The sequence below is a fragment of the Ruegeria sp. CH10 genome (assembly GCF_056537125.1).
Genome location: NZ_JBQFQY010000001.1, coordinates 1,080,253 through 1,105,228 on the forward strand (window position 1 = coordinate 1,080,253; position 24,976 = coordinate 1,105,228).

Below are 24,976 nucleotides of genomic sequence, written 5' to 3' on the forward strand. Positions count from 1 at the left end.
GGAGCTCTCGTAAAAATCGTCGCGCCAATTCAAGTGCAACGCACCTCCATTCGTCGAATTACACAACTGTCGGGAATGGCCGTGATTCCTGTGCGCCAAAGCTTAATCGCCCATCTTCGGAAAAGTATTTCCGAAGATGGGCAACACTTTTCCAAACCAGGACATTGGCAGATGAACAAATTAGACTATCGACTGGAATTAGCGGCGGCGCTGAAACGCGAACTTGGAGGATCACACCGGGCGGTAAAAGCGTCAATGAACTGGGCAGGTGTCTCAGAGCGAACCGCAAAGAACTGGCTTGCCGGAGCCAATGGACCCGCTGGCGAACACCTGATTGAACTCATGCGGCATTCAGACGAAGTCGCTATAACTGTTATGGCTCTTTGCGGCCGAAGCGAAGTTTGCATATCTTTAGAGCTTGCGTGTCTCCGGAAATCTCTTGTTCGAATGCTGACAACGACGGACGAAATCATGGGAAAGGAAACTTGAAAGAGCCACCCTTTCCCTGCAGTACCCTGAGTTTTCACTGAAAAGGCGCAAAAGCTTCCCTGTTTGGACATTCAGGGAATTCGCCCACAAACCATTGATCTGTTTGCAGATTTCAGACCTACGGACCTCAAGTAGCGCCAAAACGGTGCGTTTTCCCTGTAAAATTCCCTGTTTTCAGGGAATTTTGGGTGAGACTGGCTAGCTGCAAACTGCCTGCACAGCCATTTTCACGTAAGTAATTAATTTTATTGAATAAAAAATGTTGAGGGATCCCGCAACAATCCCGCAACATTTTTGATGGCTCACAGGTACGGATTCCAACCCTTTTGTAGCTGTTTTCGAGCAACTTTTCTCACACGTGAAGAATCAGCCCACCTAGGCAAATCACTCATCTTCGCCTAGGCTGCGCGCAGGCAAAAACAGGAAAAACAAATGTATGATGCCAGAGCAGTTGCGAACTATGTCCTCGAGAGAGCTTGGGAAGCGGGATATGACCTTACGCAGATCGACATCCAAAAAATCTGCTATTTTCTTCATGGGCACCACCTAGTTGAGCACGGTGCGCCGCTCATCTCGACAGAATTTGAAGCGTGGGATTATGGACCGGTACAGAGAGTATTAAGAGGGTCGTTCAAGAAGTTTGGCGATCAGCCAATACGCGAACTGGCGAGTGCTTTTGATCCCATAAAGCGCGTAAAACGAGAACTCCCGAAAATCTCAGACAACGCCGCGATTGATACAATCGAAAAGCACCTTCCATTGTATCTCGATGTACCCAGTTTTGAGTTAGTTGAGATGACACACCAGCCCGGTACACCTTGGTCACAAACCATGGAAGATGCTAAGGTACGGGTAAACGTCGGCATGAGAATCGAAAACCGGACCATTGCCGAAAGGTTTGAAGGCATAACCGAGTAGCAAGAGGTATCTCTTGAGCAGAAAAATGAGGAAGGTCAAAGGCCTTCTAGGTAGAATCCAATTTGTTGATCTCGCGGTTGCGATGGCTCAACCAGTGGCGATGCGAAAAGATCATCTCCGCACCTATCTTGATAGAGCATTGGCCGGTGGTCGGATGAGTTCATACGAGCAATTCCGGCGAGCAATTCCAAACATCTACGGTGTGACACGTGGTCTAGACCTGTCTCCTCCGCCAACTCTCGAACAGTTGCAGACGGAAACCAGATTGAAAATTCGGATGCTGCAGCGCGGAATTTCCCGCAACAAATCCCGCAACATTCTTTGAGGTGTACGGTCGTAACTATCTGTAATTTAATGTATTTTTGAAAAATTTTAATCCTACCACCCCAGCCATGATTTTCCCTAAAATCACGCACTGAATAATAAGCCGCCGATTGTAGCAAATTTTCAGAGACTTAGCTTTTGGCGTTTTGAGCTGAGACCCGAATGTGAGCGCAACAATGGTTGATTTCCGGCCGCAGTCTCAGTTCGCGATTCCGGCGGTACGAGTTTGGTGGCTTTGGATGAGTCTATAGATCAAAGTGCAGAGAAGTGACGAAGCATTTCAGTGATCTTCGCGCTGAGAATTTGAGTTGAACACAGCAACAGTACCTGACCGCGGCCTTTCACAACCTGTCTTGCCTTCGCTTTCGAACTAGCCTGATTTAGCCGAACCAGTCATGCAAAGTTCACGCAATGGGCACAGAAAACACACCGGTTGTGTTGGACGACACAGCGTTTGGCCAAGCATTTTGACGAGCTGATGATGGTCATCGATATCCTTGGCGTTCCAGTCGCGGGGCAGTATTGGAACCAGTCGTTCGTAGACCTCGACAGTGCTATCGTAACGCCCGATCATGCCAAGACGGCAGAGAACACGCAAATGATGGGTGTCCAGAACGATAGCAGGCTTTCTTAGGGTGCTAAAGTTCAGGACAGCCGCGGCTGTTTTCCGGCCAACGCCCGGCAGCTGCTCCAACCAACCGAGGGCATAATTCACCGAAAACACCTCAAGAAAATCGAGCGTTAACGCACCCTGGCTAGCGGTGACTGCCTGAAGTGCTTTTTTCAGCCTTGCTGCCTTAACGTCAGAAAACGTGACCTCAGAGATGAAACGCCGAATTTCGTCGACAGGCGCGTCCCGAAGGCTTTCCCAATTCCTAAATCCTTCGCGAAGGCGGAGAAAGGCCGCAGCCGATACCTCCCCGCGGGTCCTTCCACCAATTAGACCCACGACCAGTTGTGACACAGGCTCCAGCAGGAAATACGGCCCGGGCTGGCCAAAACAGCAAGAAAGCCGTCGATGGATTGCGATCAAACGATCAGTACGTTCGTCAGGCATCAAGAGTAGCTGCATGGTGAGCAATATAGCAGGATCGTGAACAAGTAGCGAACATCAACACTGGGTCGCGAAATACCTTACTTGGAAAAAAGGAGACTCTTCGAAAAGCTGCTGATCTGCCTTCGGATTTCCGTCCCATCGACGTTAAAGCACGTCTAAACGGTACGTTTCTCACGTGGAAGTCCCTGCTTTCAAATAGCTTTTGGGAAGGACCGCCCAGCTGCAAACACTCTAAAGTGCCATGGTTCCTTTTTGGCTTCATTCTTCCAAAGTGCCGCTGCTTGGCCAGATAGTCATGACTTGCCAGCCTGTGGTTCTTGGGATTTGGTGAGCAACACTTGGCAACCTAAGGGCTCGCGCGTCATGAAGCTTGAATTTCACCACATCAACTATGTCTCGGATAATGTCGAGCGGTTGCACCGTTTTTATACTCAGGTCCTTGGGCTTGCGGATATTCCGATCGAGAATTTCCCCCGCTCGGATGAAACCGAAAGCTCGGGCTACAGCGGTAAAATCCGCTTTGCCACCGATGGCACGATGCAAATGCATCTTGCCGAAAGAAATCTGGATGTTGCGTTCAAACATGGCGAGGCGATCAACCCGGTTGAGCGCGGCCATATCGCCTTTCGCACCGATGATATCGAGGCGTTCAAAAAGCTATTGGACGACAACGGAATTCACTACTCGGACTACGGAACCGCCTTTGCCAAGGAATGGCATCAGCTGTTCTTTCACGACCCCGAAGGCAATATCATCGAGGTTCACCAAGCGGTCTGAAACCAAAGGAGCCGCAGTTGAAACAAGCTGTACTGGTCGTAGATGTTCAACCCAGCTTTGACCCGCCGGACTGGTTGGTCGAACGCTGCCAGCATGTTGCGACGCGCTTTCCATCCATCGCTACGGTCGAACGCAATGACGAAGCAAAGGTACCCTTTTTCAAACAGCTTGGATGGAAGCCCCGCTCGATCGATGACAGCCTTGTTCATACAGACAAGACCGTCTTGAAATACGGGTACGGGCCGCCGCCAGAGGTCATTGAACAGTTCCGCGCCTGGAATATCGACCGCGTTCTGGTGTGCGGTATTCAGGCAGAAACCTGTGTGCTGGCCGCAGGGTTCGCTCTGTTCGATGCGGGGCTTCAGCCGACCATGATCGCAGATGCAGTTGTCGGGTCTTCCCTTGATCGCAGCGGTAAGCTTGGGCTGGATTTATGGCGTCATCACTTTGGTCAGATCATGAAGAATCATTTAGAAATCGCCTGACATGGGACAGGATAAAATTCTTATATACCACTGAAACTTATTCTAATTTCAGCGCAGTTCGGTGCGAACAGGTAATTGGACTTACGATACGTAAAGCGCGCCATCGTTTAAATCGGTTTCAGAGCGGCCATATTCCCCTCATCCCTTCATTTTTAACCGTGTCTGCCGAAACGGACGAGCCCGGCAGGCCCTTGTTCATACAGGATGGTCCCCATGAATTTCATTCTGCGCGGTAGCCTGGTTACGCAAATCATCATCGGTCTTGTGGCTGGTGCCCTTCTCGCCACATTTTGGCCAGCCGCTGGATCGGCCGTTGGGTTGCTGGGCGACTTCTTTGTCGATGCGCTGAAAGCGGTTGCACCTGTTCTGGTGCTGATCCTGGTCTGCGCCGCGATCACCAACCACAAAAAAGACAGTCAGGCCCGCATGGGGCCAGTTGTACTGCTGTACATCCTGGGAACCTTTGCCGCCGCTCTGGTAGCGGTGGCCGCCAGCTATCTGTTCCCGGTGACCCTGCACCTGACCGGCACACCCGAATTGCTTGAGGCCCCGGACGGTCTGGCCGAAGTGGTCAAGAACATCCTGCTGAAAATCGTCGACAATCCGGTGAACGCGCTGGCACAGGCGAACTACATCGGCATTCTGGCCTGGGCTGTGGGCCTTGGGCTGGTGTTCCGCCATGCCAGCGACACGACCAAGACAATCATGTCCGATCTGGACAGTGCCATAACCAAGATCGTCGCGGCCATCATCCGAGTTGCCCCCATTGGTATCTTTGGCATCGTGGCGTCGACCATTGCAGAAACCGGATTTGCGACCCTGGCCAGCTATGGTCACCTGCTGCTGGTTCTGATCGGTTGCATGGCGTTTATGGCGCTGGTGATGAACCCGCTGATCGTATTCCTGCGCATCCGCAAGAACCCCTATCCGCTGGTCTTCACCTGCCTCAAGGAATCCGGCATCACCGCGTTTTTCATGCGCAGTTCGGCCGCCAATATTCCGGTGAACATGGAACTGTGCCGCCGCATGGGTCTGGATGAGGAAACCTATTCGGTCACCATCCCCATCGGTGCGACGATCAACATGGCTGGCGCGGCGATTACCATCACGGTGATGACGCTGGCAACCGTGCACACGATGGGTATTCAGGTCGACTTCCTCTCGGCGCTGTTCCTCAGCATCATCGCATCCATTGCCGCGACCGGAGCATCGGGCGTTGCGGGCGGGTCGCTCTTGCTGATCCCGATGGCAGCCAGCCTGTTTGGCATCGACAACGCAACCGCGATGCAGGTGGTCAGCATCGGCTTTATCATCGGCGTGTTGCAGGACTTGGCTGAAACCGGGCTGAACTCTTCCACCGATGTGCTGTTCACGGCGGCCGGGTCGTACAAGCAAGGGGATCCCTACCCAAGTAAACTGCCGATGGAACAGGTCGCGGCCTGAACGCCCGACAAAAACTGGCCTGCAGCGGCCGAAACAGATCAGCCGCTGCGGGCCAACTTCAAAGAAGTTCACAGTGACTGCTTGAGCGGACACCGATAAAAATGTTAATATTGCAATATATTAGCCGTTAGTCTATCGGCCAAAACACATTCAAATCAAAGCAATAGAAACCGGAGGGATAGAATGGCACATTTTCATCGCACAGGGCAAAAAGCGTTTGGCGCGGCACTTTTCACGCTGATCGGTTCCTCCGTTTTGGCCCAAGATTCCGACTGGTCCTATGAGGCGACGATTTATCTGTTCATGCCCGAGACCGAGACCAGTTTCGAGACACCCCAGGGCACTCTGGACGCCACGCTCAGCTTTTCGGACGCGCTGGAAAACCTAGATTTCGCCTTTATGGGCGCAATCTCAGCGACCAACGGTCAATGGAGCGTTCTGGCCGACTACAATTACACCAACCTGTCTTTCGGCAGCAGCGGCCCTGCCGGAGGATCCCTGAACAGCTCGGTCAAAACGCAGTTTCTGACCGGTCTGCTGGGTTACCGGGTGCGCGACGACCAGGCGATGCAGGTTGATTTGGCAGGTGGATTCAGGTGGTACAGCACCGATACAGATTTCGCCTTGACCACAGGAGGCGGAGCCTCGCAAAGCAACACCGCCGATGACAGCTGGTTCGACCCTGTTGTCGGTGTTCGCGCCCGCGTTGCCCTTTCCGATGCCTGGAGCGGTACGGCCTATGTCGACTATGGCGGCTTTCGCAGCGGCAGCGAGACGTGGTCCGTTCTGCTGACGGCGGATTATGAGATCAACGACAGGTGGTTGTTGCGCGGCGGATACCGCTATATCTCATTTGATCACGACATTGACGGCAGCGACTATTCCTTTGACCAGTCCGGGCCACTGATCGGGGCTGCCTACCGGTTCTGAGGGGACGGATCGGCCCACTATCCATCTCTCCAATGCATCATGGATGCAGATGACCTATCGCACCATGCGACGTGAGGGGCGGCGCAACGTCTTGCATTTTTCGCCGTGCCGCCCCACTCGCCAAAGAATTGTTGACGAACGGGGGCGGTTTCGCCCACAGTCCATTCTGTCAGAAGATAAGGACCCAAGGCAGTGAGACCCAAGCTTCGACAACCGATGATGCGTCGCGACACCGGGTGCGATCTGGTCGCCTGACCCGCCGGAACAGACCGTTTTCATTTGACCCGGCACGGGTCTGTTTCCCCTGTTCAGGCTGATACCTCAATGACCATGACAGATGGATTGCGTATGGCAATCGACATCGGTGGGACGTTCACCGACACCGTCCTTTTGGACGATGCCTCTTGCGTGGTGGCGACCACCAAGACCCCCACCACACCCCAACGCCCCGCGCTTGGCGCGGTTACTGGCGCAACCCATGTGCTGGACAGTGCCGGGGCCGATTGGGCGCAGGTTCGCGGGTTTATCCACGGCACGACACTAGCCACCAACGCCCTCATCGAGCGGCGCGGCGCCGCCACAGCCACCATCACCACGCGCGGATTTCGCGACATCCTCGAAATCGCGTATGAGCGGCGCTACAGCCAATATGCGATTGATCTGGTCAAGCCGGACCTGATCGTGCACCGCACCCGATCATTGACCATCGGCGGGCGCATGGACGCCAGTGGGCAAGAATTAGAGCCGCTGGACAAGGCAGGCGTCGCGCCTTTGGTTGAGGACCTGAAGGCGCTAAGGGTTGAGGCCGTCGCCATCTGCCTGCTGCACGCCTATGCCAACCCCGCGCATGAACTGGCACTGCGCGACCTGCTGGCCCGGCACATGCCCGATCTGGTCGTCTCGCTGAGCCACGAGGTCAGCCCCGAAGCCCGTGAGTTCGACCGCCTGTGCACCACCATCGCCAACGCCTATGTGCAGCCGCTCATGGCCGGTTACCTTCAGGATTTTGAGGCGCGGTTTCGCAAACTGGGCCTTAGTTGCCCGATCCTGATGATGACGGCGGGCGGTGGGATGACCACGCTGGGCACGGCCGCCCGCCTGCCGATCCGGCTGGTGGAATCCGGCCCCGCCGGAGGGGCCGTTCTGGCCGCCCGCATCGCCGAGGCCACAGGCGAAACCAACGTTCTGTCCTTTGACATGGGCGGCACCACCGCCAAGCTGTGCCTGATCGACGACTTCCGCCCGCAGACAGCGCGCAAGTTTGAAATCTCGCGCGCGGAACGGTTCATCAAAGGCTCGGGCATGCCGGTGCGTATCCCGGTAATCGAGATGATCGAGATCGGTGCCGGAGGCGGTTCGATCGCAAGTGTCGACCGCCTGGGCCGCATTCAGGTTGGCCCCCACAGCGCGGGGTCCGATCCCGGCCCCGCGGCGTTTGGCAAGGGCGGCGACACGCCAACTGTCACTGATGCCGACCTGACTCTGGGTCTGATCGAACCGGGACGCTTTGCCGAAGGGCGCTTGCGGATCGACGCGAATGCGGCTTCGCAGGCCCTGACGCAGGATGTTGGAAACCCGCTGGACCTAAGCCCCGATCAGGCAGCCTTTGCGGTGAGCGAGATCGTCGATGAAAGCATGGCCAGCGCGGGCCGCATGCATGCCGTGGAATCCGGCAAAGACCTGAGTACCCGGTTGATGATCGCATTCGGTGGGAACGGCCCCCTGCATGCAACCCGCGTGGCCCGGCGCGCGCAGATGCGGCGCATACTGATCCCGCGCGATCCGGGTGTCGGCTCGGCCGTCGGATTCCTGTTCGCCCCCGTGTCCTACGAAGTGATCCGATCCCGCTATGCCCGGCTGGATGACCTGGATATCGACGGGCTGAACCGTTTTTTTGAAACCCTGCGAACGGAGGCCGAACAGGTCGTCCGCGCCGGAGCGCCAGAGGGCCCGCTGTTGCAGCGCCGGGTGGCCTATATGCGCTATCACGGGCAAGGGCATGAGATCGAAATCCCCCTGCCCGACCGCGCGCTGACCCCGGCGGACCTTGGCGCTTTGCGGCAGGCGTTTGAGAGCGAATACAGCAGACAATTCAGCCGGATCGTGCCGGGCATGAGCATCGAAATCCTGAACTGGGGGCTGTCCGTCTCCTCCCCCGCCCCCGCGCATGAGCCGTACCCTGACCTACCGGCAAGACAGCAGGTCACGACAACCGAACACCGCCAAATCCTGTGCGATGTCACCGGACAATGGCGTGCAGCGGGCGTGTTCGACCGGTCCAAGTTGACGCCCGGCGCAACGCTCAACGGCCCGGCCCTGATCATCGAGGCCCAAACAACCACATTCGTCAGCGCCGATTTCAGCGCCACCATCGATGGCCAAGGTAACATCTGGCTGACCCGGCCCACGGAGGTTCAATCATGATCCCATCAGATACCCGCCTGCAAGTGATGTGGAACCGCCTGCTGGCCGTGGTCGAGGAACAGGGACAGGCGCTGATCCGCGCGGCCTTTAGCCCCATTGTCCGTGAATGCGGCGACATCTCGGCCGGGATTTTTGACGCGCAGGGCCGGATGCTGGCACAGGCCGTAACCGGCACGCCGGGGCACATCAACACCATGGCCGAGGCCGTCAAAACCCTGCGCGCCCGCTTTTCCCAAAGCCAGATGAAGCCCGGCGACATCTACATGACCAACGATCCGTGGATCGCCTCGGGCCATCTGAACGACTTTCTGTTGATGATGCCGGTGTTCTTTGAGGGGGCGGTAATCGGGTACACGGCCTGCACCTCGCATCTGGTCGATCTGGGCGGGTTGGGCATGGGGCCCGAAGGCGCGGACATCTACGACGAAGGGCTGCTGATCCCTCCGTGCAAACTGGTCGACGCGGGCGAGGTGAACGCCCTGTTGCTGGAGATCGTCAAAGCGAACTCGCGCGAGCCCATCGCCAATGAGGGAGACATCTATGCGCTGATTGCCTGTTGTGAGGCCGGATCGGTGCGGCTGGTTCAGATGATGCAGGAATTCGGGCTATCGGACCTGCGCGCCCTGTCGGATTACATCATCGAAACCTCACGTCGTGGCACTCTGGACGCCATCGCTGCGCTGCCCAAGGGCACGTGGCGGCATGTGCTGACGGTCGACGGGTACGAAGATGAGATCGAATTGCACGCTGCCCTTACCATTGCCGACGATCACCTGCTGCTGGATTTCGACGGCACCGCAGGCTGTGTGGGCAAGGGGATCAATGTGCCGCTGAACTATGCGACCGCCTATTCCGTCTTTGCCCTGCGCTGCATTATCGGGGCGGACATCCCGAACAATGCAGGCTCGCTTGACCTGTTCCGTGTGACCGGGCCCAAGGGGTGTATCCTGAACGCGCAACCTCCGGCCCCGGTGGCCATGCGGCACACGCTGGGGCAGATGACGCCTGATCTGGTCTATGGCTGCCTGTCGCAAGCCCTGCCCGACAAAGTTCCGGCTGAGGGCGCATCTTGCATGTACGACCTGCCCCTGCGCCACGCGCCGGAGGCGGTGGATCGCGGCGACGATCTCTTTGCGCTGGAACTGGTCTTCAATGGTGGCACCGGTGCGCGCCCGCATCTGGACGGCCTGTCCGCCACGGCCTTTCCCAGCGGCGTCTGGGGCAGTCAGGTCGAAACGACCGAGGCCACAGCCCCGGTCCTGTTTCACCGGCGAGAGCTGCGGGTTGATTCTGGCGGTGCCGGACGATTGCGGGGCGGGTTGGGCCAGCATATCGAACTCAGCGCCGCAAAGGATCAGGACCTGATGCTGTTTCTGTCGGTCGAGCGGATCAGAAACCCTGCGCAGGGTCGGGATGGTGGGTTGGACGGTGCCCCCGGGCGCATCACGGTGCAACCCGGACACCGACCGCTTCCGGGCAAAGGCGAGGTTCGGATCAGGGCTGGTGAGACGCTGGTTTTCGAAACGCCGGGTGGCGGTGGTTTCGGACCGCCGCAGGACCGATCAGACGAAGCGCTGCAAGCCGATATCCGCGCGGGGCTTGTCAGCGACAAGGCCGCACGCACGTTGTATCGGAGGCCCTCATGACCCACCCAAACGCGCATATCGCGCGCATGTCGCCCTACGCGCTGGCCGATCTGAACGCGCCCGCCGACAAACCGCTGATCTCACTGTCGCAAAACGAAAGCCTGCGCCCGCCCAGCCCAAAGGTGCAAGAGGCCGCGATGGGAACCATGGGCACGTCGATGCTGTATCCCGACCCTGACTGGAGCGACCTGCGCCACGCTTTGGCCAACAGGCACGGGATCGACCCCGGGGATATCTTGTGCGGGAACGGATCGCTCGACCTGATTGGATGTCTGGCGCGGGTGTTCGCCGGGTCGGATCGGGCGGTGCTGGCCCCTGCCCACGCCTATCCTTTCTTTCAGACAGCCGCGCGACTGGCGGCTGCTCGGTTTGACACGGCCCCGGAAACGGATGCCACTGTCAACGTGGAAGCACTGTTGACCGCAGTCCAGCCGGATACCGGGATCGTCTTTGTTGCAAACCCCGGAAACCCGACCGGGACGCGCATTCCCAAATCCGAGCTCACCCGCCTGCGAGAAGGATTACGGCCTGACATCCTGCTGGTGATCGATGAAGCTTATGGCGAATTCGCCGACCACCTTAGTGAACGGTGTTTCGATATGGTGGATAAGGGCAACACGGTCGTTCTGCGCACCTTCTCCAAAGCTTACGGCATGGCCGGGTTTCGCGTTGGATGGGGGCTGTTTCCGAGCGCCATTGCGGCTGAGATGCGCAAGGCCATGAACCCGAACAACATTCCGGCTAGCGCACAGGCTGCGGCTATAGCGGCGGTGCAGGATGACAGCTATGTGCGCGAGACCTGCGCGATGACCGCCGCCTTTCGGGATCAGGCCGCCACTGATTTGCAGGATGCGGGCTTCTGCCCGTACACCAGTTTCACCAATTTCCTGCTCTTGGACATGGGCAGTCCCAAGGCCGCAGCCAGTGCGGACAACGCACTACGATCCGAGGGCGTTTTCCTACGCCCTCAAGGGGGCGCGGGCTTGCCGCACACTTTGCGCATGACCGTCGGCCCACGCGAGGCGATGGGCAAAGCAATCACCATCCTGAAACGCTGGAAATCAGAGGGCCAGACATGACCATATCCCGAGGACGCGCCCGGTTGGGGGTGCTGGTTCCGTTCACCAACACCAATCTCGAACCCGATCTGGCCCTGATAGCCCCGGCGGGCATTTCACTGCACGTGGCCCGGATGGGCGGGTATGACGAAGATGAAATTCCCGATGAGGCCCAAATGCACGATCTCGGGGCCGCCGATCTGGAGGAGCCCTTGCGCCTTTTGGCCGGGGCGAAGCCGGATGTGGTTCTCTATGGCTGCACGTCGGCGACCTTGACCCATGGTCCAGCTTTTGACCGGGACCTTGCCCGACGCATCAGCGCCAATAGCGGGGCCAAAACGGTGACTGCCGCCGGGGCGCTGGCCCATGCGCTGAACACGTTGGGGGTGAAACACATCGGTTTCGCCTCTCCCTATGTGCCCGCAATTAACGACATGGCGGTGGATTTTCTCGCGACCTTGGGTTTCGAAACAGTCCACCGGTCCGAGATTGCCGAGGCTTTGGACAACGAAGGCCAGGGCGCGTTGCACCCGGATGCCGTTTTTGAGTTGGGCCGTTCAGCGGATCATCCAAACGCTCAGGCACTGGTCCTGTCCTGCACCGACATGCGCAGCGTTGAAACCATCGACCGGCTGGAACAGGCAGTTGGCAAACCTGTGATCACATCAAACCAGGCGATAATGTTTCAGGCGCTGCAGATGGTGGGCCTTGCGGATCCCATCACAGGGTTCGGTCAGCTGTTGCAACGTTGCAGATAGATTGCAAGGTTCAAAGCTGATGGCAAACCCAACCCGGACCCGGCGAATTGGGTTGCGCATGACCCGAAAATCGAATTGAAACAAGATATACAAATACTTGAGATTTTGAGCTCCCCGAAAATTCAGGCCAGAGAGGTTTGCGGTATGTGGAAAACAAAAGCGGTCGCGGGTGTCGCAATCATTGGTGTGCTGGCAACAGCCGGCTACTCTTATTGGTCCCGTGACGACGGTTTTGTCGATATTCCTGCTGGCTCATTTTTGATGGGGTCTGAACGCTACCGGCCCGAAGAAACCCCCGTGCATCCGGTAGATGTCAGCAGTTTCCGCATAAGTCGAACGGAAATCACCAATGCCCAGTTTGCGGAATTCGTGGCGGATACCGGCTATGTAACGACCGCTGAAAAGGGTTTGGACAAGGACAAGTTTCCAAACGTTCCCGACGATTTGCGCGCCCCTGGATCCATGGTCTTTGCGCAACCCTCGGAACATGTCGACCGCGAGAACCCCAATCTGTGGTGGCGCTACGTGGCAGGTGCTAACTGGCAAAACCCAACCGGCCCCGGCAGCTCCATCGATGGGATGGACGACCACCCGGTCGTGCAAATCTCACCAGAAGATGCCGCCGCCTATGCCAAATGGGCCGGAGGCCGTCTTCCGACCGAGGCCGAATGGGAATATGCCGCACGCGGTGGGCTAGAGGGCGCGAATTATACGTGGGGCGACTCGTATGACCCTGCGCAGGGTTGGAAAGCCAACACATGGCAGGGCCGTTTCCCCAATGAGCAATTGGCCGAAGACGGACACCCCGGCACTGCCCCGGTGGGGAGTTTTCCACCCAACGGGTTTGGCCTTCACGACATGGCAGGAAACGTGTGGGAACACGTGTCGGACTGGTGGATTCCCGGCCATATCCCCGCCGAGGACCCTGACCCCCAGGGACCAGATGCGCAGATCGCGAAACGCTATGCCAATTCGGCCATGGGACCGATGCGGGTTGTCAAAGGGGGGTCATGGCTGTGTGCCCCGAACTTCTGCCGTCGCTACCGCCCCGCCGGGCGCCAACCGGCTGAGCTGAGCCTGGGCACCAATCATATCGGCTTTCGCGTGGTCAAAGACGTTCAGACGAACTGAGCCCGCAAACAGCAGAAATTCGTTGTTACTTTCGACAATGGATGACTTATTTGGGGGCACGACCCCAAGCGCGCGGTCCTGTTCTTTGAAAGGCTAACAATGAATATCCTGCGAAACCTGACACCGTTCGTTCTGAGTTTCGGCATTCTGACAAATGTACCGGCGCAAGCCGAACAACACAGCCCAGAACTGCAATTCGCCACGCAGTCCGAATATCTATACTCCGTCGCCATCGTAGCAACCGGCGGCACGATAGCCGAACGGATCGATCCCGACACAGGTGGCGCCGTGCCCGCCGTTTCGGCCAAGGACCTTGTTGCCGCGGTCCCCGGATTGTCAAAGTTGGCCAATATCGGTGTAGACCAATTCAGCAATATCGACTCGTCGCAGATGACACCGATGGACTGGGCGCAGCTAAGTGTGCGGTTGGACCAGATCCTGTCGCGCGATGACATTCAGGGGGCCGTGGTCACGCATGGAACCGATACCATGTCCGAAGGCGCATTTTTCGTCGATCTGACGCTGAAAAGCAAAAAACCAGTGGTGTTTACAGGTGCGATGAACAACGCCTCAAGCCCCAACCCCGATGGCCCGGGAAACATGTACAACGCCGTGGTACAGGTGCTGTCTCCGAACGCGCAGGATTGGGGGGTTTCGGTTACGTTGAACCAATACATCAACTCGGCCCGTCATGTCCGTAAGACCCAGACAACCAATGTTCAGACCTTCAATTCAGGGGAAAAAGGGTATCTGGGTTATGTGTTCAACGGTCAGGTGCAAAGGCTCAATGATCGCCTGCACCGCGTGCATGTCCCCCTGCCCGATCCTTTACCATCCTCTTTGCCGGATGTGCCGGTGATCATGGCCTATTCAGGATCGGACGGCAGATTGCTGCGCCACGCGGTTGACACCGGCGCACAGGGGCTTGTGGTTAACGGGGTCGGTGCGGGCAATGTGGATGCGAACATGTTCAGCGCGATCAAATACGCACTGGAAAAAGGCATTCCGGTGGTGATCGCGACGCGTGTCTATCACGGCAATGTCGAACCCGTTTACGGAGATGCCGGGGGCGGTGAAACCCTGCAAAAGGCCGGCGTTATTCTGGCCGGAGACTTACCCGCAGCCAAAGCGCGCCTGTTGCTGATCGCCGGTCTTTTGCATCACGGGCCGGACACCAAAGCGTTGAAGAAGCTTTTCAAGCAATAGACACCCATACCGGGCTAAGCAGGCCGGTTCCAGCGCAAGCCGGAGTGTTCTCGAACCGACGGGCACCAGCAAAGGTTGCGCCCGATTTCACCGCTGGGCAGCTGTGCTTTTTCTCACCACAAATAGCGCGCAGATTGCGCTATTGCGAGTTCGGTCGGACAGCCTCAAGTTGCCTCTGTTATTGACAACAATTCAACAAGTGTTTAAATGTTTCCATGACAAGCGCAGACCTGCATATTGACCAAACGACTCAGTTGGCGGAGACCTTCGGGCTCCTCGCCGACCCGACGCGCTTGTCGATCGTAATCGCTTGTATGGAACAAGAGCGGTCCGCGGGGGACATCGCCGCAAAGCTTGGCACGTCTCCGTCACTGACCAGTCATCATCTGAGGCTGCTGCGGTCGGCCCGGATTCTGAAATCGGAAAGACGCGGCAAGCAGGTTTTTTACACAATGGCAGATGCCTGTGTCCGCCGCGTTCTGACGATCATGATCGAGCATGTTTTCACACATGCCCAAGACCCAATGGACGACATCGTATAGGAGAAGAACTATGACGACAGTTACCCAACAGAAATGCGCCTGCGACACCTGCGTTTGCATCGTGGACATCAAGGATGCGGTCAAGAAAAACGACCGCAACTATTGCAGTGACAACTGCGCGAATGGCCACCCTGACGGCGTTGGATGTGGCCACAGCGGTTGTGCCTGCGACGCGTGAGTATTGATTTCAGCGGCATCCACGCTGTTCTAAAGTGTGGATGCCCCCCCGTCAGTTGTTGATACGCTGGCCAATTTCCGAGAGATCAGAGAGAGCCTGGGCCAAGACCTCTAGGTACGTGCCGTCGGGCGCTGGATGCGCCAATGGCGGTAGCACCACGTTTTCCAGACCCAACGCGCTAACGGCCTGCAGGGCTGCAGCATCTGGTTTGGCTTCCCAAATCAAAATTCGCGCCCCGGTCTGTTGTTTCAGATCACGCAGCACGGCAAGCTGTTCCGCATCAGGGCTGGCACCGGCCTCCCAGTCCAGCGATTTAATCCGCAGATTGTAGCGCTGCCCGAAATACTGGTACCGCGGATGCGTCGTGATCACGACACTCCCGCCAATTTGGGAAACCGCATTCCGGGCACTCTGGTCCAATGCCTCAAGATCATCCCGCAGCGTTTCCAGACGCGCTGACACCTCGTCGGGCGGGGCAAGATTGCGCGACACGATCGCCTGCGCAATCGCTTCGGCCTGAGCAGCCGCCAAAGTCGGATCCAGCCAGATGTACGCGGCAAGACCTTCATGTGAATGCTCGCCACCGTCGCCATGGCTGTGGGTGATACTTTCGGTGACGATGAACTGATCCTTGATCGCCCCAGATGTGTCCACCAAACGGGATCGCGGCAGCGATACGCGATCAACCCATGTTGCAAACCCCGCACCGTTCAACAGGATCAGGTCCGCCGATTGTACCCTACTGATATCGCTGATCGAGGGCCGCCAGAAGGACGGATCAACCCCGTCGGGCACCGGGAACACAACATCAGCGGATCCATCCAGTAGACGCTCGGCAAAATAAGTCAAAGGGTAGTTGACCGCGACCACCTGCGGTCGTTCCTGCGCCGCTGCACCCACTGCTATCAGCATGGAAAAGGCAGCTACAGCGCGGCCCCAAAAACGCTTCATCCTCAGCTCCCGCATTTACGCGCAATATCCTCGGGCGTTACAATCCAGTAATTGTCATGCCCGCCGGTATCGACCTCGATCACCAAACCGGTGGAATGGTCGACATTGGCCAGCGGGATCTGCGCGGTGCCGTCACTGCCGAGCGTTAACGTCGCCAACACGTCGTTTTGGCCATCCAACACGCGCACATCGCCTTTGCGGGCTGGCTTGCCATTCGAGAATTTGGCTTCGACATTTACCACGTCACAGTCGACAGACGCAAAAACGACAAGACCGTGTGCGACCGCAGCCACAGGGGCAGCGGCACAAAGCGCCGCCAAACCAAACGCGCGGATCACTGGCCGGTCCAGTCTTCGAAATGAACCCAGATCACCGCGCCCAGCTCAACGGCCTTGTCTTCTCCATCCTGCGGCAAGGTGTAATCCGCGGTATTGAGCGCCGCGAACCCCCACCAGCCGTCAGACGGCGCGGCATAGGTAAACACGCCATTGGCATCGGCCTTTACGGTTTGGGTGATCATCAGCTCATCAGGGACGGTGGCGCCTGCTCCGTCGTTAAGGAATTCAACCTCAACCTCGGCGTAGGGAACCGCCTCACCGTCCATTTTCACAATGCCCTGAAACACGTTGTGCTCCCACAGTCCAAAGGGCTTGGACAAGGGTACAATCTCGGTTTTCAGGCCAAGTTCGGTGTCCCAGCCTTCATCATCGCCATAGGCCGTCACATAGGTTTTCGTGTAGTGAATGATGAACGCATCCTCGGCAGGCTCCCAATAAGGTTCGGGCTCCATCGCGAAAATGTAAGTGCCCGGACGTTCCAGAGGGTAGTCAAGCGTATACCCCTGTTCGTCCATGACCGTTGCGTCCTGAAGGCTGCTCAGGATGTCGGTCGTGCTCCCCTCATGCGTGACGGTAAAGGCCGCGGGCTTGTCCAGTGTCATACCGTCCAGTTCGAACGGGTGCGAGAACGACATGATCAGCGACAGGCTGCGCCCGTCTTCCTGGCTGATCATGGGATCGCTGGGAATAATCATGCCGTAATGGGCCAGCGCCGGTGACACTGCGATACTGCTGACCAAAGCCGCTAAAACAATATGTCTTCCCATTATTCTCCCTTTCTCATGCACCAAGCGAGAGCAGCCAACCCACCCACGTCTCGGCATTTCGTGAAACCAATACGGCCCCAAGGGCCGCGATACACCCTGACACACACAGCAACGTCACGGTCTCTGCCGCCAATAGGCGCAGAACCATCCCCCGTCGGGCCCCCAGCTTGACAGCCGTCGCGATTTCCCGTGCACGCAGCCGATAGCTGAGGAAAACGGCCAGCCCGACCGCTGCGACTGCCGCAACGGCAATGATCGCGGTGACGACGTTCAACAGCGCTTTGATCCGGAAGATGCGATCGACCAATCCCTGAATGACGCGGGCAGGCTCGACCAACTGATTTGGGTTGTCGCGATCCAGATAACGACCTTTCAAAATCGTGGATGCCCGTGTGTCATAGGGGGCGACAATGACCGCAGTGGCCGGGAAACCGGCCTGCGTGCCGTGAAAATGAAAGCTGTCAATGTTTTCAGGCGTGATGCGTTGGTATTGAACCACGGCGGCATCTGCCAGCGCTGCAGTTCCTGCGGCGACATCTGCGGCAGTGACCACGTTTTCATGCCCGTGGCCGATCCCCTGAATCACCCAGGCCGTTTTGATATCGACAAAGATCGCCTGGTCGTCGGGTGTATTTGTCGGGGCCAGAACACCGACAATTGGCATTTCCAGTGGATAGGTTCCATCCAGATCGAACAGGTTTTCGGGGGCCGATACCAGACTGTCGCCAACGCCCTTGCCCAGCGCCTCGGCCACCGATGCACCAATCACGGCATCGCCCAGCAATGAAAGGCCGCGCCCGTCGGACAGGGTGAGGCCCCGGAAGTCGAAATAGTCCAGCGTGGTGCCGACAATGCGAAACCCGTCCGAGGAAAAGGCAGTATGCACCGGTATCGGCAAGGCCAACCCACCATCCCAGATCGCGTCCACTTCGCGCATGGCAATCGGATCGGGCCGTTCGTCGGAAAAATAGAGCGCAGCCATGGTCAGATCCAGCTGCGACCCACGGCTGCCCAGCAAGAGCGGGGTCGCCTCGCCTCGCGCGACAAGGGCGGTTTGGCTGGTGGCCAACAGGATTTGCGTGGCAATCGGCACGAACATGATCAGGGCGGCAGTGACCACAAGAACAAGGCTGCGCGCCCAGTGAAACCGCAGATAGGCAAAGGCAAGAAACACCGCATTCATACCGCCGCCACCTCGCGATATTGCGCGAAATCAATCACCCGATCGAAACGTGGCAGCAGTTCATGGTCATGGGTTACGGCCAATAGGGTCGCGCCCGCATGGGACGCCTGTTCGAACAACAGATCGAGAATGCGCCCTTTACTTTCGGGATCAAGATTGCCCGTCGCCTCATCTGAAAGGATGAGGCTGGGTTGCGTCACCAATGCCCGGCAAATCGCGACCCGCTGCTGCTCGCCCTGGCTAAGCGCGGCGGGATGCCTGTCCAATTTGTCACCAATCCCGCAGGCATTGGCCAAATCCTCTGCCCGGTTGCGGGCGCTGGCATCAAGTCGCAACGCCGGAGTGATGCGATAGGGGTACAGGATGTTTTGCCGGGCGGTCAGATAGTCCAGCAGCGCGAAATCCTGAAAGACAAAACCGATATGACTGGCGCGAAACTGACGCCGCCTGACATCGGTCAGCGTGGCAACGTCCACACCAGCGACCGAGATTTGCCCCGCATCCGGCGGCAGAATTCCGGCAATCAGGTTCAACAGGGTCGTCTTGCCACTGCCACTTGGGCCCACAATGGCCAGCCGTTCGCCCTCGGTCAGTTCCAACCGGGGAATGTGCAGGCGAAACCCGCCTGACGCGTATTCAAAGGCAAGGTCATCGATGCGGATCATTGATCATCTTCCGGGGCCAGGAACGTTTCACCTGCCGCATCGCGATTGACCTCACGCAGTTTGAAATCGGTTATGCGCCACGCCCCTTCGACCGGAGAGATCGAGAGATCTGCGCTGTAGGTGTTACCCCGCACGTGCAGGTGTTCCGCATGTCCCACTGTGCCGATGACCTGCCATGTGGCGTCAATGGCCAGCGTCGCGCCATCGCGCGCTACATCGCTGCTGACCATGTTAATTTCGTGGATCGTCTGATCCGCCTCCTCCAACCCGCCGCCTGCCATTGCGCCGACCCGCTCAAGGTAGAGGTATTCCAGCGCATCCCCATGCGTGACCTCGGCCAGCGTGTCATAGATTGCGTCTTCCTGCGTTTCGGCAAACGCGCTGTACACGACCAACAACAAGGCTGGTGTCAGTTCGTCCGACAGTTCATGCGCCACGGCGACCGTCATCCCGGGCATGCCCGATACGGAATAGGCCGTTGTGTCTGACGCGCGACCCGCACCTTCTGACGACAACAGAAAAACACCGGCAAAAATGCCGACGCCCAGACAGAACACCGCGGCTAACAGAAATTCTTGACGCACTAATCTCAGTCCCAAACTAATTCGAATACGTAAAGAATTGCGGTTTGGATCTATTTTAGCCTGACCATTTCAGCAATTGTCGTGCGTCGCGTGGCTTCAACCGGCGAAAAGGTTCTGTTTCAGGTCCCGATCCAGTTGCCTGTCCGCCTCAATCAGCTCTTGAATCGCCGTACGCCCCAATACGCGCTGGCGGTATGCGTCCAGTTGCGGAAACGGGGACGGATCGACCTGAGCGTAATCGGACAAAACGAAAAACCAGGTCAGATAGGCGTCTGCGGCTGAAAACCTGTCACCCAGCAAAAAGTCGTGTTCGCTCAGCTGACGTTCAAGGATTTCAAAACGTCTCGGCACCAACGCGCGAACGCGGTGTTTTACCTCTTCGGTGGCTTCTTGATAGAAGACGACGCGAAACAGACCTTTGTGCAGTTCCGTCGCGCAAAAAGTCAACCAGCGCAGCATTTGAAAATACGAAGGGTCCAAAGGATCGATCCGAAAAGAATCATTGGCCGACTGCGCCTGAATCCAGGCAATCACGGTCGAGGTTTCGGTCAGCCTGCTCCCGTCGTCCAACTCCAGAACCGCCACCTGCCCCATCGGGTTGATGTCAAAGAGCGACTGTCCCGAGGCCAGTTTCTTGGTCGACAGGTTGACGGGGGAAATGTTCAGATCAACGCCGCCCTCTGCCGCCGCAAACCGCGCTGCCAATGAGCATGTAAGGGGTGCATGATACAGGATCGCCATCTGCTTTTCCTATCGTTTCATTTTCAGCCGTTCACCCGTCCGCGTGATGTGTCTGGGCGGCTCTGATCTCAGCGATTGAGTGGCGCAAGCTATCCATCTTATCATCGATGTCCGCAGCCCCCAGCATTCCCTGATCGGCCAGCGTTTCCTCTACCGCCTGCAGCCAACATTCAAAATACCGGCTTTCAACCGATCTGGCCGTATGCGCGGCCTCATGCTTTTCCATTTCTGTGATCAAAGCTGCAAACCGGGTTTGAAAGACGGCCCAGGGAAAGAACCCCTGTTCAACCATAGCCACGACAAGCGCAAAAACCCGGGTTTGCCATGGGACCCAGAACAATGGCCCAGTTTCGCCCAAGCCCGGGATCGATTGGCGCATCGATGCAAGCGCGTGCTTATGGTCTTCAAACGGCTGCAAGATAACTCTCCCACAGGTCCAGACAGACGCGGCCATTGGGCTCTGCCGCGTCGCCCCAAAGATCAGAGGCCAGGAACTCCACTGTATAGCAATGCTGTGGCTGGGGACCCTGCCCTGCGGCCATTGCATCGGCGAATTGGAAAACCCCGTTATCAGCAATGACTTTGCCCAGATGGTTGCGTACATAGCGCGGGACACGGGTGTGCCCGGCGGGGCTGTTGGCCAGAACACGTACCGTTTGGCCAACAGAAAACAGCGGAGCAGCCGTGGCGGACGGGAATGTCATCTCAGCCCCCGCCTTGGTCGCGGCCAGAACCTCAGCCGGGCCAACTGCGGGATGGTCATCATGCGGGATGTCATACGTCTTGCGGCCCAAAGCCACCTCTTGCGCGTCCACCAGACCCGCCTCCCGAACCAGAGCAGTGGCTGCAATTGCCCATTTCTCAAAATAGTCCAGCCGCAGATAGTCGTCGGGTGCAAGACGCTCAATCGCATAACGGTGCTGATCGGCGCAAAAGGGAACCGACCAGGCCAAGGCTTCGGTCAGGGCAAAGGCGCGTTTTTGCCAGTCATGATCAAAGGCACGGTCCTTGTCGCGCGGGATTTTCCCGAACCCATGCATCCCGCCCATATCGTGAATGCCATCCATACGCCGCCCCTAAACCAACGCCGTGCCGATCATGCCGTCACGGGTCACAAGCTTAGCCAGGTCCGCATCGGACAGCCCGTCTGTCCCGTCGGGCCGACGCGGCAGAACAAGATAGCGGATTTCTGCGGTGCTGTCCCACACCTTGACCTGCACCTCTTCGGGCAATGTGACGCCGAACTCTGCCAAAACGGCCCGAGGTTCCCGCACCACGCGTGATCGGTAGGCGGGGCTTTTGTACCATGTGGGCGGCAGGCCCAGCACCGGCCACGGATAGCAGGAACACAAGGTACAGACGATGACGTTGTGAACTGTCGCCGAGTTCTCAACCACGCGGATATGTTCGCCTTGAAACCCACTGAACCCCATTGCGTTGATTGCGGCGGTTCCGTCGCGCAGCAGCCAGTCTTTGTATTCTGGGTCTGTCCACGCCCGCGCCACAACAGCCGCGCCATTGCGCGGGCCGGTTTCGCGTTCGTAATATTCAACGATACTGTCTAACGTTTCGGGTTTGACCAGACCTTTGGCCACCATCAACTCTTCCAGCGCGCGCACGCGCAGGGCGGGGCCTTCTTCCAACGGGTCGTGGTCGTGAGGCATGGTGCGGTTACTCCATCGCGCCCAGAATGCGCGCAAGGTTTGAAAAACGCGCGATCAGGGCGAAGATTACAATGTTGATCACCATGAAGATCACCGCAATCGACGCAATAACCGGCGTGTAGCCATAGCGCAGGGCGTTGAAAATCTTGATCGGCAAGGTCTCGACCGAGAAGCCCACGGTCATCAGCGCGATGATGTATTCATTCAGGCTGAGGACAAAGCAGAACGCAAACCCCGCGAAGGCAAAGGGGGCCGCAATCGGCAGGATCACGGTGCGGAAGACGACGGCGTTTGAGGCGCCCATGGTCTGGCCGGCCTCGATCAGCGCGTGATCGACGCTTTCTAACCCCAGCGAGATCGTCACCAAAGGCAAGGCCAGCAGGAAAACCGCATGGGCAATGATGACGTTGATCATCAGCCCGTTCAGGCCAATCCCGGTGAAAAACAGCAGGAAGGCCAGCGCCATGATCACAGGTGGCAGGATGAACGGTGCCACCCCAAGCGCCAGCAGCGCCTTGGCATAGCGCAGCCCATACCGCCACGCGAAATAGGCCACCGGCATCGCGATCAGAACCGACAGACTGGCCGAGGCAAAGGCGATGAACAGCGAATTTTTCAAGGCTGTGAACCAGTCATTTGCCACGAAAACCTCAGCGTACCAGCGGAAAGAAAAGCCGCGCGGCGGGAAGGCCAGGAACTTTTTGGCGTTGAACGACACAGCCGCGATCACAAGGATCGGTCCGATCAGATACAGCGCAAACAGCGCCAGATAGATGCTGCGCAGTGCCCTCATGCCTTTTTCCCCGAGAATTTTGTGACCAGCCAAATCACAGTCGCGCTGAGAACCAGCAACACCACAGCCAATGCCGAGGCAAACGGCATGTTGAAGTTGAAAATCGCCTGATCCGTAATCAGCACTGACAGCGTCCAGTGTTCGGGCTTACCCAGAACCTGCGGCACAATGATGGCCCCCAGCGTCAGCACGAACACCGTCACCCCGCCCGAGATGATCGCAGGCCGCGTAACGGGAATGATCACCGTGAAAAACGTCCGCAAAGGCGAGGCCCCAAGCGTGCGCGATGCCTCGATCAAGCTTTTGTCCAACCGGCTGAGCGCAGGAAACAGCAGCAGGACTGAAAACGGCACGGTCAGATAGACCAGCGCGGCCACCACTGCGCCTGCCGAGGGGGTCATAGCAAAGCTTTTCTCAATCACCCCGATCCAGACAAGTATGTTGGCCACGCCTGCGGTGCGGGACAAAAGGATTTGCCAGCTGAAGGCGATCAGCACTTCGGACAGGGACAGCTGCGCCAGAATGTAGATCAGCCAAAAGGTTTGCGAGCGCGGCGGGAACGTGGTCAGGAAATAGGTGAAAGGATACGCGATCAGCAGGCTCAGCACCGCGATCAGCGCGCAAAGACCGGCCGAGAACAGCGCCCGTTCGATATAGAACCACGTCAGGAACCGTTCAAAATGCTGCAGGTCAAAGCTGGTGGCATAGCCTCCGTCATCGGTCGGGGTAGACACGCTGGTCAGCAGGATCAGGACAAAGGGGATCACGAAAAACGCCCCGATCATCACCGAGGACGGGATCAGCCCGATATAGCGGGAAAGCGCGCTTGTCTGCATCCCTCCCCCCCTTACACCGCCAGCACGCTGCAGGCCGCAGCGGGCATTTCCACGTGGACCTGATCGCCCACTTTCACATTGGGCCAGTCCTTTGGCGTCAGGACCGAGATCACCTCGTGCCCGGCGCAATCCACCAAAATTTCGATCGTGGCCCCGATATCACGCACGAATGTCACTGTGCCGGTGACCGAATTGGCCAAATCCACGTCCGAGGGGTGATGCACGAACACCTCTTCGGGTCGGGTCATCAGTAAAACGTCATCACCTTGGGCAAAATGGCCTGTGTTGCCGCCCACCGTAAGATCGGTCCCGTTTACATGCACGCTGTCAGGTCCCGACATTTTTGCGGGCAACAGGTTGCTGGTGCCGATGAAACCGGCGACAAATTTGTCGACCGGGGTCTTGTAGATCTCCATCGGGGTGCCGGTCTGCAGCACCTGCGCCTTGCCCATGACCACGATCTGATCAGCCATCGTCATCGCCTCGGTCTGATCATGTGTGACGACGACGGTGGTGATCCCAAGCTCTTGCTGCAGTTTGCGCAGCTCGATCTGCATGACCTCGCGCAGATTGGCATCCAGCGCCGACATCGGCTCATCCAGCAGAAACACCTGCGGATTCAGGGCCAAGGCCCGCGCGATGGCGACGCGCTGACGCTGACCGCCGGACAATTGCGAGATCTTACGATCCTCAAGCCCCGGCAGGTGAACCATGTCCAGCAACTGCCGTGCGCGGTCTTCGCATTCTGACCGGGAATGGCCCCGAATGCGCATCGCATAGCTGATATTTTCGCCCACATTCAAATGCGGAAAGAGCGCAAAAGACTGAAACACCATGCCGATATTGCGCTGATGGACGGGCACGCCGGTCAGGTCCTGATCCTCGAACCGGATCGTACCTTGCGTGGGTTCGTCCAGCCCCGCGATCATCCGCAGCAGAGTGGTCTTGCCACAACCAGACGGCCCCAGAAAACAGATCATCTCGCCGGTATTGAACTGAAGGTTCACATCTGTAACGGCCGTCACTGTGCCAAACTTTTTGGTGACGTTTTCGATGCTTAAACCTGGCATATGGGTCTTTTCTTTCAA

General features: G+C 57.7%; 29 protein-coding genes. 15 read left to right on the plus strand and 14 right to left on the minus strand.

All coding sequences use genetic code 11. The features are described from left to right. The first annotated feature begins 75 nt into the window (after window positions 1–75). The 3 genes from ACRZ94_RS05330 (at window position 76) to ACRZ94_RS05340 (ending at window position 1,732) form a co-directional block, all read left to right on the plus strand. Window positions 76–489 (plus strand): hypothetical protein, encoded by a 414-nt coding sequence (locus ACRZ94_RS05330; protein WP_480649977.1) that lies wholly within the window; start codon window positions 76–78, stop codon window positions 487–489. Between the two features lie 432 nt (window positions 490–921). Further along, window positions 922–1,407, plus strand: coding sequence for a Panacea domain-containing protein (locus tag ACRZ94_RS05335; RefSeq protein WP_480649976.1), 486 nt, complete (start codon window positions 922–924; stop codon window positions 1,405–1,407). A gap of 13 nt (window positions 1,408–1,420) precedes the next feature. Further along, entirely contained in the window at window positions 1,421–1,732 is a 312-nt protein-coding gene (locus ACRZ94_RS05340) for a hypothetical protein (protein ID WP_480649975.1), read from the plus strand. Between the two features lie 369 nt (window positions 1,733–2,101). On the opposite strand, the gene ACRZ94_RS05345 is transcribed toward ACRZ94_RS05340, so the two are convergent. Next, a complete protein-coding gene (locus ACRZ94_RS05345) occupies window positions 2,102–2,788 on the minus strand; it encodes an endonuclease III domain-containing protein (RefSeq protein ID WP_480796832.1) in 687 nt (228 codons plus the stop codon). Between the two features lie 363 nt (window positions 2,789–3,151). On the opposite strand from ACRZ94_RS05345, the gene ACRZ94_RS05350 reads away from it, so the two are divergent. From ACRZ94_RS05350 to ACRZ94_RS05405, 12 genes are all read left to right on the plus strand, one after another. Further along, entirely contained in the window at window positions 3,152–3,565 is a 414-nt protein-coding gene (locus tag ACRZ94_RS05350; RefSeq protein ID WP_480649973.1) for a VOC family protein, read from the plus strand. Window positions 3,566–3,582: 17 nt separating this feature from the next. After that, entirely contained in the window at window positions 3,583–4,050 is a 468-nt protein-coding gene (locus ACRZ94_RS05355; protein ID WP_480649972.1) for a cysteine hydrolase family protein, read from the plus strand. A 213-nt stretch (window positions 4,051–4,263) separates the two neighbouring features. Then, on the plus strand, window positions 4,264–5,493 hold the full coding sequence (gene sstT, locus ACRZ94_RS05360; RefSeq protein ID WP_480649971.1) for a serine/threonine transporter SstT: 1,230 nt from the start codon (window positions 4,264–4,266) through the stop codon (window positions 5,491–5,493). A 183-nt stretch (window positions 5,494–5,676) separates the two neighbouring features. Beyond that, window positions 5,677–6,423, plus strand: coding sequence for a porin family protein (locus tag ACRZ94_RS05365; protein ID WP_480796833.1), 747 nt, complete (start codon window positions 5,677–5,679; stop codon window positions 6,421–6,423). Window positions 6,424–6,747: 324 nt separating this feature from the next. Further along, window positions 6,748–8,847 (plus strand): hydantoinase/oxoprolinase family protein, encoded by a 2,100-nt coding sequence (locus ACRZ94_RS05370; protein ID WP_480796834.1) that lies wholly within the window; start codon window positions 6,748–6,750, stop codon window positions 8,845–8,847. Then, window positions 8,844–10,493, plus strand: a complete 1,650-nt coding sequence (locus tag ACRZ94_RS05375) for a hydantoinase B/oxoprolinase family protein (RefSeq protein WP_480649968.1) — start codon at window positions 8,844–8,846, stop codon at window positions 10,491–10,493. Before ACRZ94_RS05370 ends, ACRZ94_RS05375 begins: the two co-directional genes overlap by 4 nt. Continuing rightward, window positions 10,490–11,572: a pyridoxal phosphate-dependent aminotransferase gene (locus tag ACRZ94_RS05380; protein WP_480649967.1), complete on the plus strand. Its 1,083-nt coding sequence runs from the start codon at window positions 10,490–10,492 to the stop codon at window positions 11,570–11,572. Before ACRZ94_RS05375 ends, ACRZ94_RS05380 begins: the two co-directional genes overlap by 4 nt. Then, window positions 11,569–12,309: a maleate cis-trans isomerase family protein gene (locus ACRZ94_RS05385; protein ID WP_480649966.1), complete on the plus strand. Its 741-nt coding sequence runs from the start codon at window positions 11,569–11,571 to the stop codon at window positions 12,307–12,309. The genes ACRZ94_RS05380 and ACRZ94_RS05385 overlap by 4 nt, the downstream gene beginning before the upstream one ends. A gap of 144 nt (window positions 12,310–12,453) precedes the next feature. Then, on the plus strand, window positions 12,454–13,440 hold the full coding sequence (locus ACRZ94_RS05390) for a formylglycine-generating enzyme family protein (RefSeq protein ID WP_480796835.1): 987 nt from the start codon (window positions 12,454–12,456) through the stop codon (window positions 13,438–13,440). 99 nt (window positions 13,441–13,539) lie between these two features. Then, window positions 13,540–14,646 (plus strand): asparaginase, encoded by a 1,107-nt coding sequence (locus tag ACRZ94_RS05395; protein ID WP_480796836.1) that lies wholly within the window; start codon window positions 13,540–13,542, stop codon window positions 14,644–14,646. A 215-nt stretch (window positions 14,647–14,861) separates the two neighbouring features. After that, the gene (locus ACRZ94_RS05400; protein ID WP_480649963.1) at window positions 14,862–15,188 is read left to right on the plus strand and encodes an ArsR/SmtB family transcription factor; all 327 of its coding nucleotides are present in this window, start codon (window positions 14,862–14,864) and stop codon (window positions 15,186–15,188) included. 10 nt (window positions 15,189–15,198) lie between these two features. Further along, on the plus strand, window positions 15,199–15,366 hold the full coding sequence (locus ACRZ94_RS05405) for a metallothionein (RefSeq protein ID WP_480649962.1): 168 nt from the start codon (window positions 15,199–15,201) through the stop codon (window positions 15,364–15,366). Between the two features lie 51 nt (window positions 15,367–15,417). Here the strand turns inward: ACRZ94_RS05405 and ACRZ94_RS05410 are convergent, their stop codons facing one another. The 13 genes from ACRZ94_RS05410 to ACRZ94_RS05470 all read right to left on the minus strand — a co-directional run bounded on the left by ACRZ94_RS05410 (window position 15,418) and on the right by ACRZ94_RS05470 (window position 24,958). Further along, on the minus strand, window positions 15,418–16,317 hold the full coding sequence (locus ACRZ94_RS05410; RefSeq protein ID WP_480649961.1) for a metal ABC transporter substrate-binding protein: 900 nt from the start codon (window positions 16,315–16,317) through the stop codon (window positions 15,418–15,420). Window positions 16,318–16,319: 2 nt separating this feature from the next. Next, on the minus strand, window positions 16,320–16,655 hold the full coding sequence (locus ACRZ94_RS05415) for a hypothetical protein (protein ID WP_480649960.1): 336 nt from the start codon (window positions 16,653–16,655) through the stop codon (window positions 16,320–16,322). After that, window positions 16,652–17,422, minus strand: a complete 771-nt coding sequence (locus ACRZ94_RS05420; protein ID WP_480649959.1) for a DUF4198 domain-containing protein — start codon at window positions 17,420–17,422, stop codon at window positions 16,652–16,654. Before ACRZ94_RS05420 ends, ACRZ94_RS05415 begins: the two co-directional genes overlap by 4 nt. A 13-nt stretch (window positions 17,423–17,435) precedes the next feature. Further along, window positions 17,436–18,605 carry an ABC transporter permease gene (locus ACRZ94_RS05425; RefSeq protein WP_480796837.1) on the minus strand — a complete coding sequence of 390 codons (1,170 nt, stop codon included), beginning with the start codon at window positions 18,603–18,605 and terminating at the stop codon, window positions 17,436–17,438. Further along, window positions 18,602–19,270 carry an ABC transporter ATP-binding protein gene (locus tag ACRZ94_RS05430; RefSeq protein ID WP_480649957.1) on the minus strand — a complete coding sequence of 223 codons (669 nt, stop codon included), beginning with the start codon at window positions 19,268–19,270 and terminating at the stop codon, window positions 18,602–18,604. The genes ACRZ94_RS05425 and ACRZ94_RS05430 overlap by 4 nt, the downstream gene beginning before the upstream one ends. Beyond that, window positions 19,267–19,854 carry a hypothetical protein gene (locus ACRZ94_RS05435; protein ID WP_480649956.1) on the minus strand — a complete coding sequence of 196 codons (588 nt, stop codon included), beginning with the start codon at window positions 19,852–19,854 and terminating at the stop codon, window positions 19,267–19,269. Before ACRZ94_RS05435 ends, ACRZ94_RS05430 begins: the two co-directional genes overlap by 4 nt. A 96-nt stretch (window positions 19,855–19,950) precedes the next feature. Next, window positions 19,951–20,595, minus strand: a complete 645-nt coding sequence (locus tag ACRZ94_RS05440; RefSeq protein WP_480649955.1) for a glutathione binding-like protein — start codon at window positions 20,593–20,595, stop codon at window positions 19,951–19,953. Between the two features lie 31 nt (window positions 20,596–20,626). Then, window positions 20,627–21,013 (minus strand): nitrile hydratase accessory protein, encoded by a 387-nt coding sequence (locus ACRZ94_RS05445; RefSeq protein WP_480796838.1) that lies wholly within the window; start codon window positions 21,011–21,013, stop codon window positions 20,627–20,629. After that, complete coding sequence (gene nthB, locus ACRZ94_RS05450) at window positions 21,000–21,662, minus strand: nitrile hydratase subunit beta (protein WP_480649953.1); 663 nt, start codon at window positions 21,660–21,662, stop codon at window positions 21,000–21,002. The genes ACRZ94_RS05445 and nthB overlap by 14 nt, the downstream gene beginning before the upstream one ends. A gap of 9 nt (window positions 21,663–21,671) precedes the next feature. Next, a complete protein-coding gene (gene nthA / locus ACRZ94_RS05455) occupies window positions 21,672–22,259 on the minus strand; it encodes a nitrile hydratase subunit alpha (protein ID WP_480796839.1) in 588 nt (195 codons plus the stop codon). Between the two features lie 7 nt (window positions 22,260–22,266). Next, window positions 22,267–23,052, minus strand: a complete 786-nt coding sequence (locus ACRZ94_RS05460; RefSeq protein ID WP_480796840.1) for an ABC transporter permease — start codon at window positions 23,050–23,052, stop codon at window positions 22,267–22,269. Then, on the minus strand, window positions 23,049–23,888 hold the full coding sequence (locus ACRZ94_RS05465) for an ABC transporter permease (RefSeq protein ID WP_480649951.1): 840 nt from the start codon (window positions 23,886–23,888) through the stop codon (window positions 23,049–23,051). The genes ACRZ94_RS05460 and ACRZ94_RS05465 overlap by 4 nt, the downstream gene beginning before the upstream one ends. Before the next feature lie 11 nt (window positions 23,889–23,899). Then, on the minus strand, window positions 23,900–24,958 hold the full coding sequence (locus ACRZ94_RS05470) for an ABC transporter ATP-binding protein (RefSeq protein WP_480649950.1): 1,059 nt from the start codon (window positions 24,956–24,958) through the stop codon (window positions 23,900–23,902). Window positions 24,959–24,976: the final 18 nt, after the last annotated feature.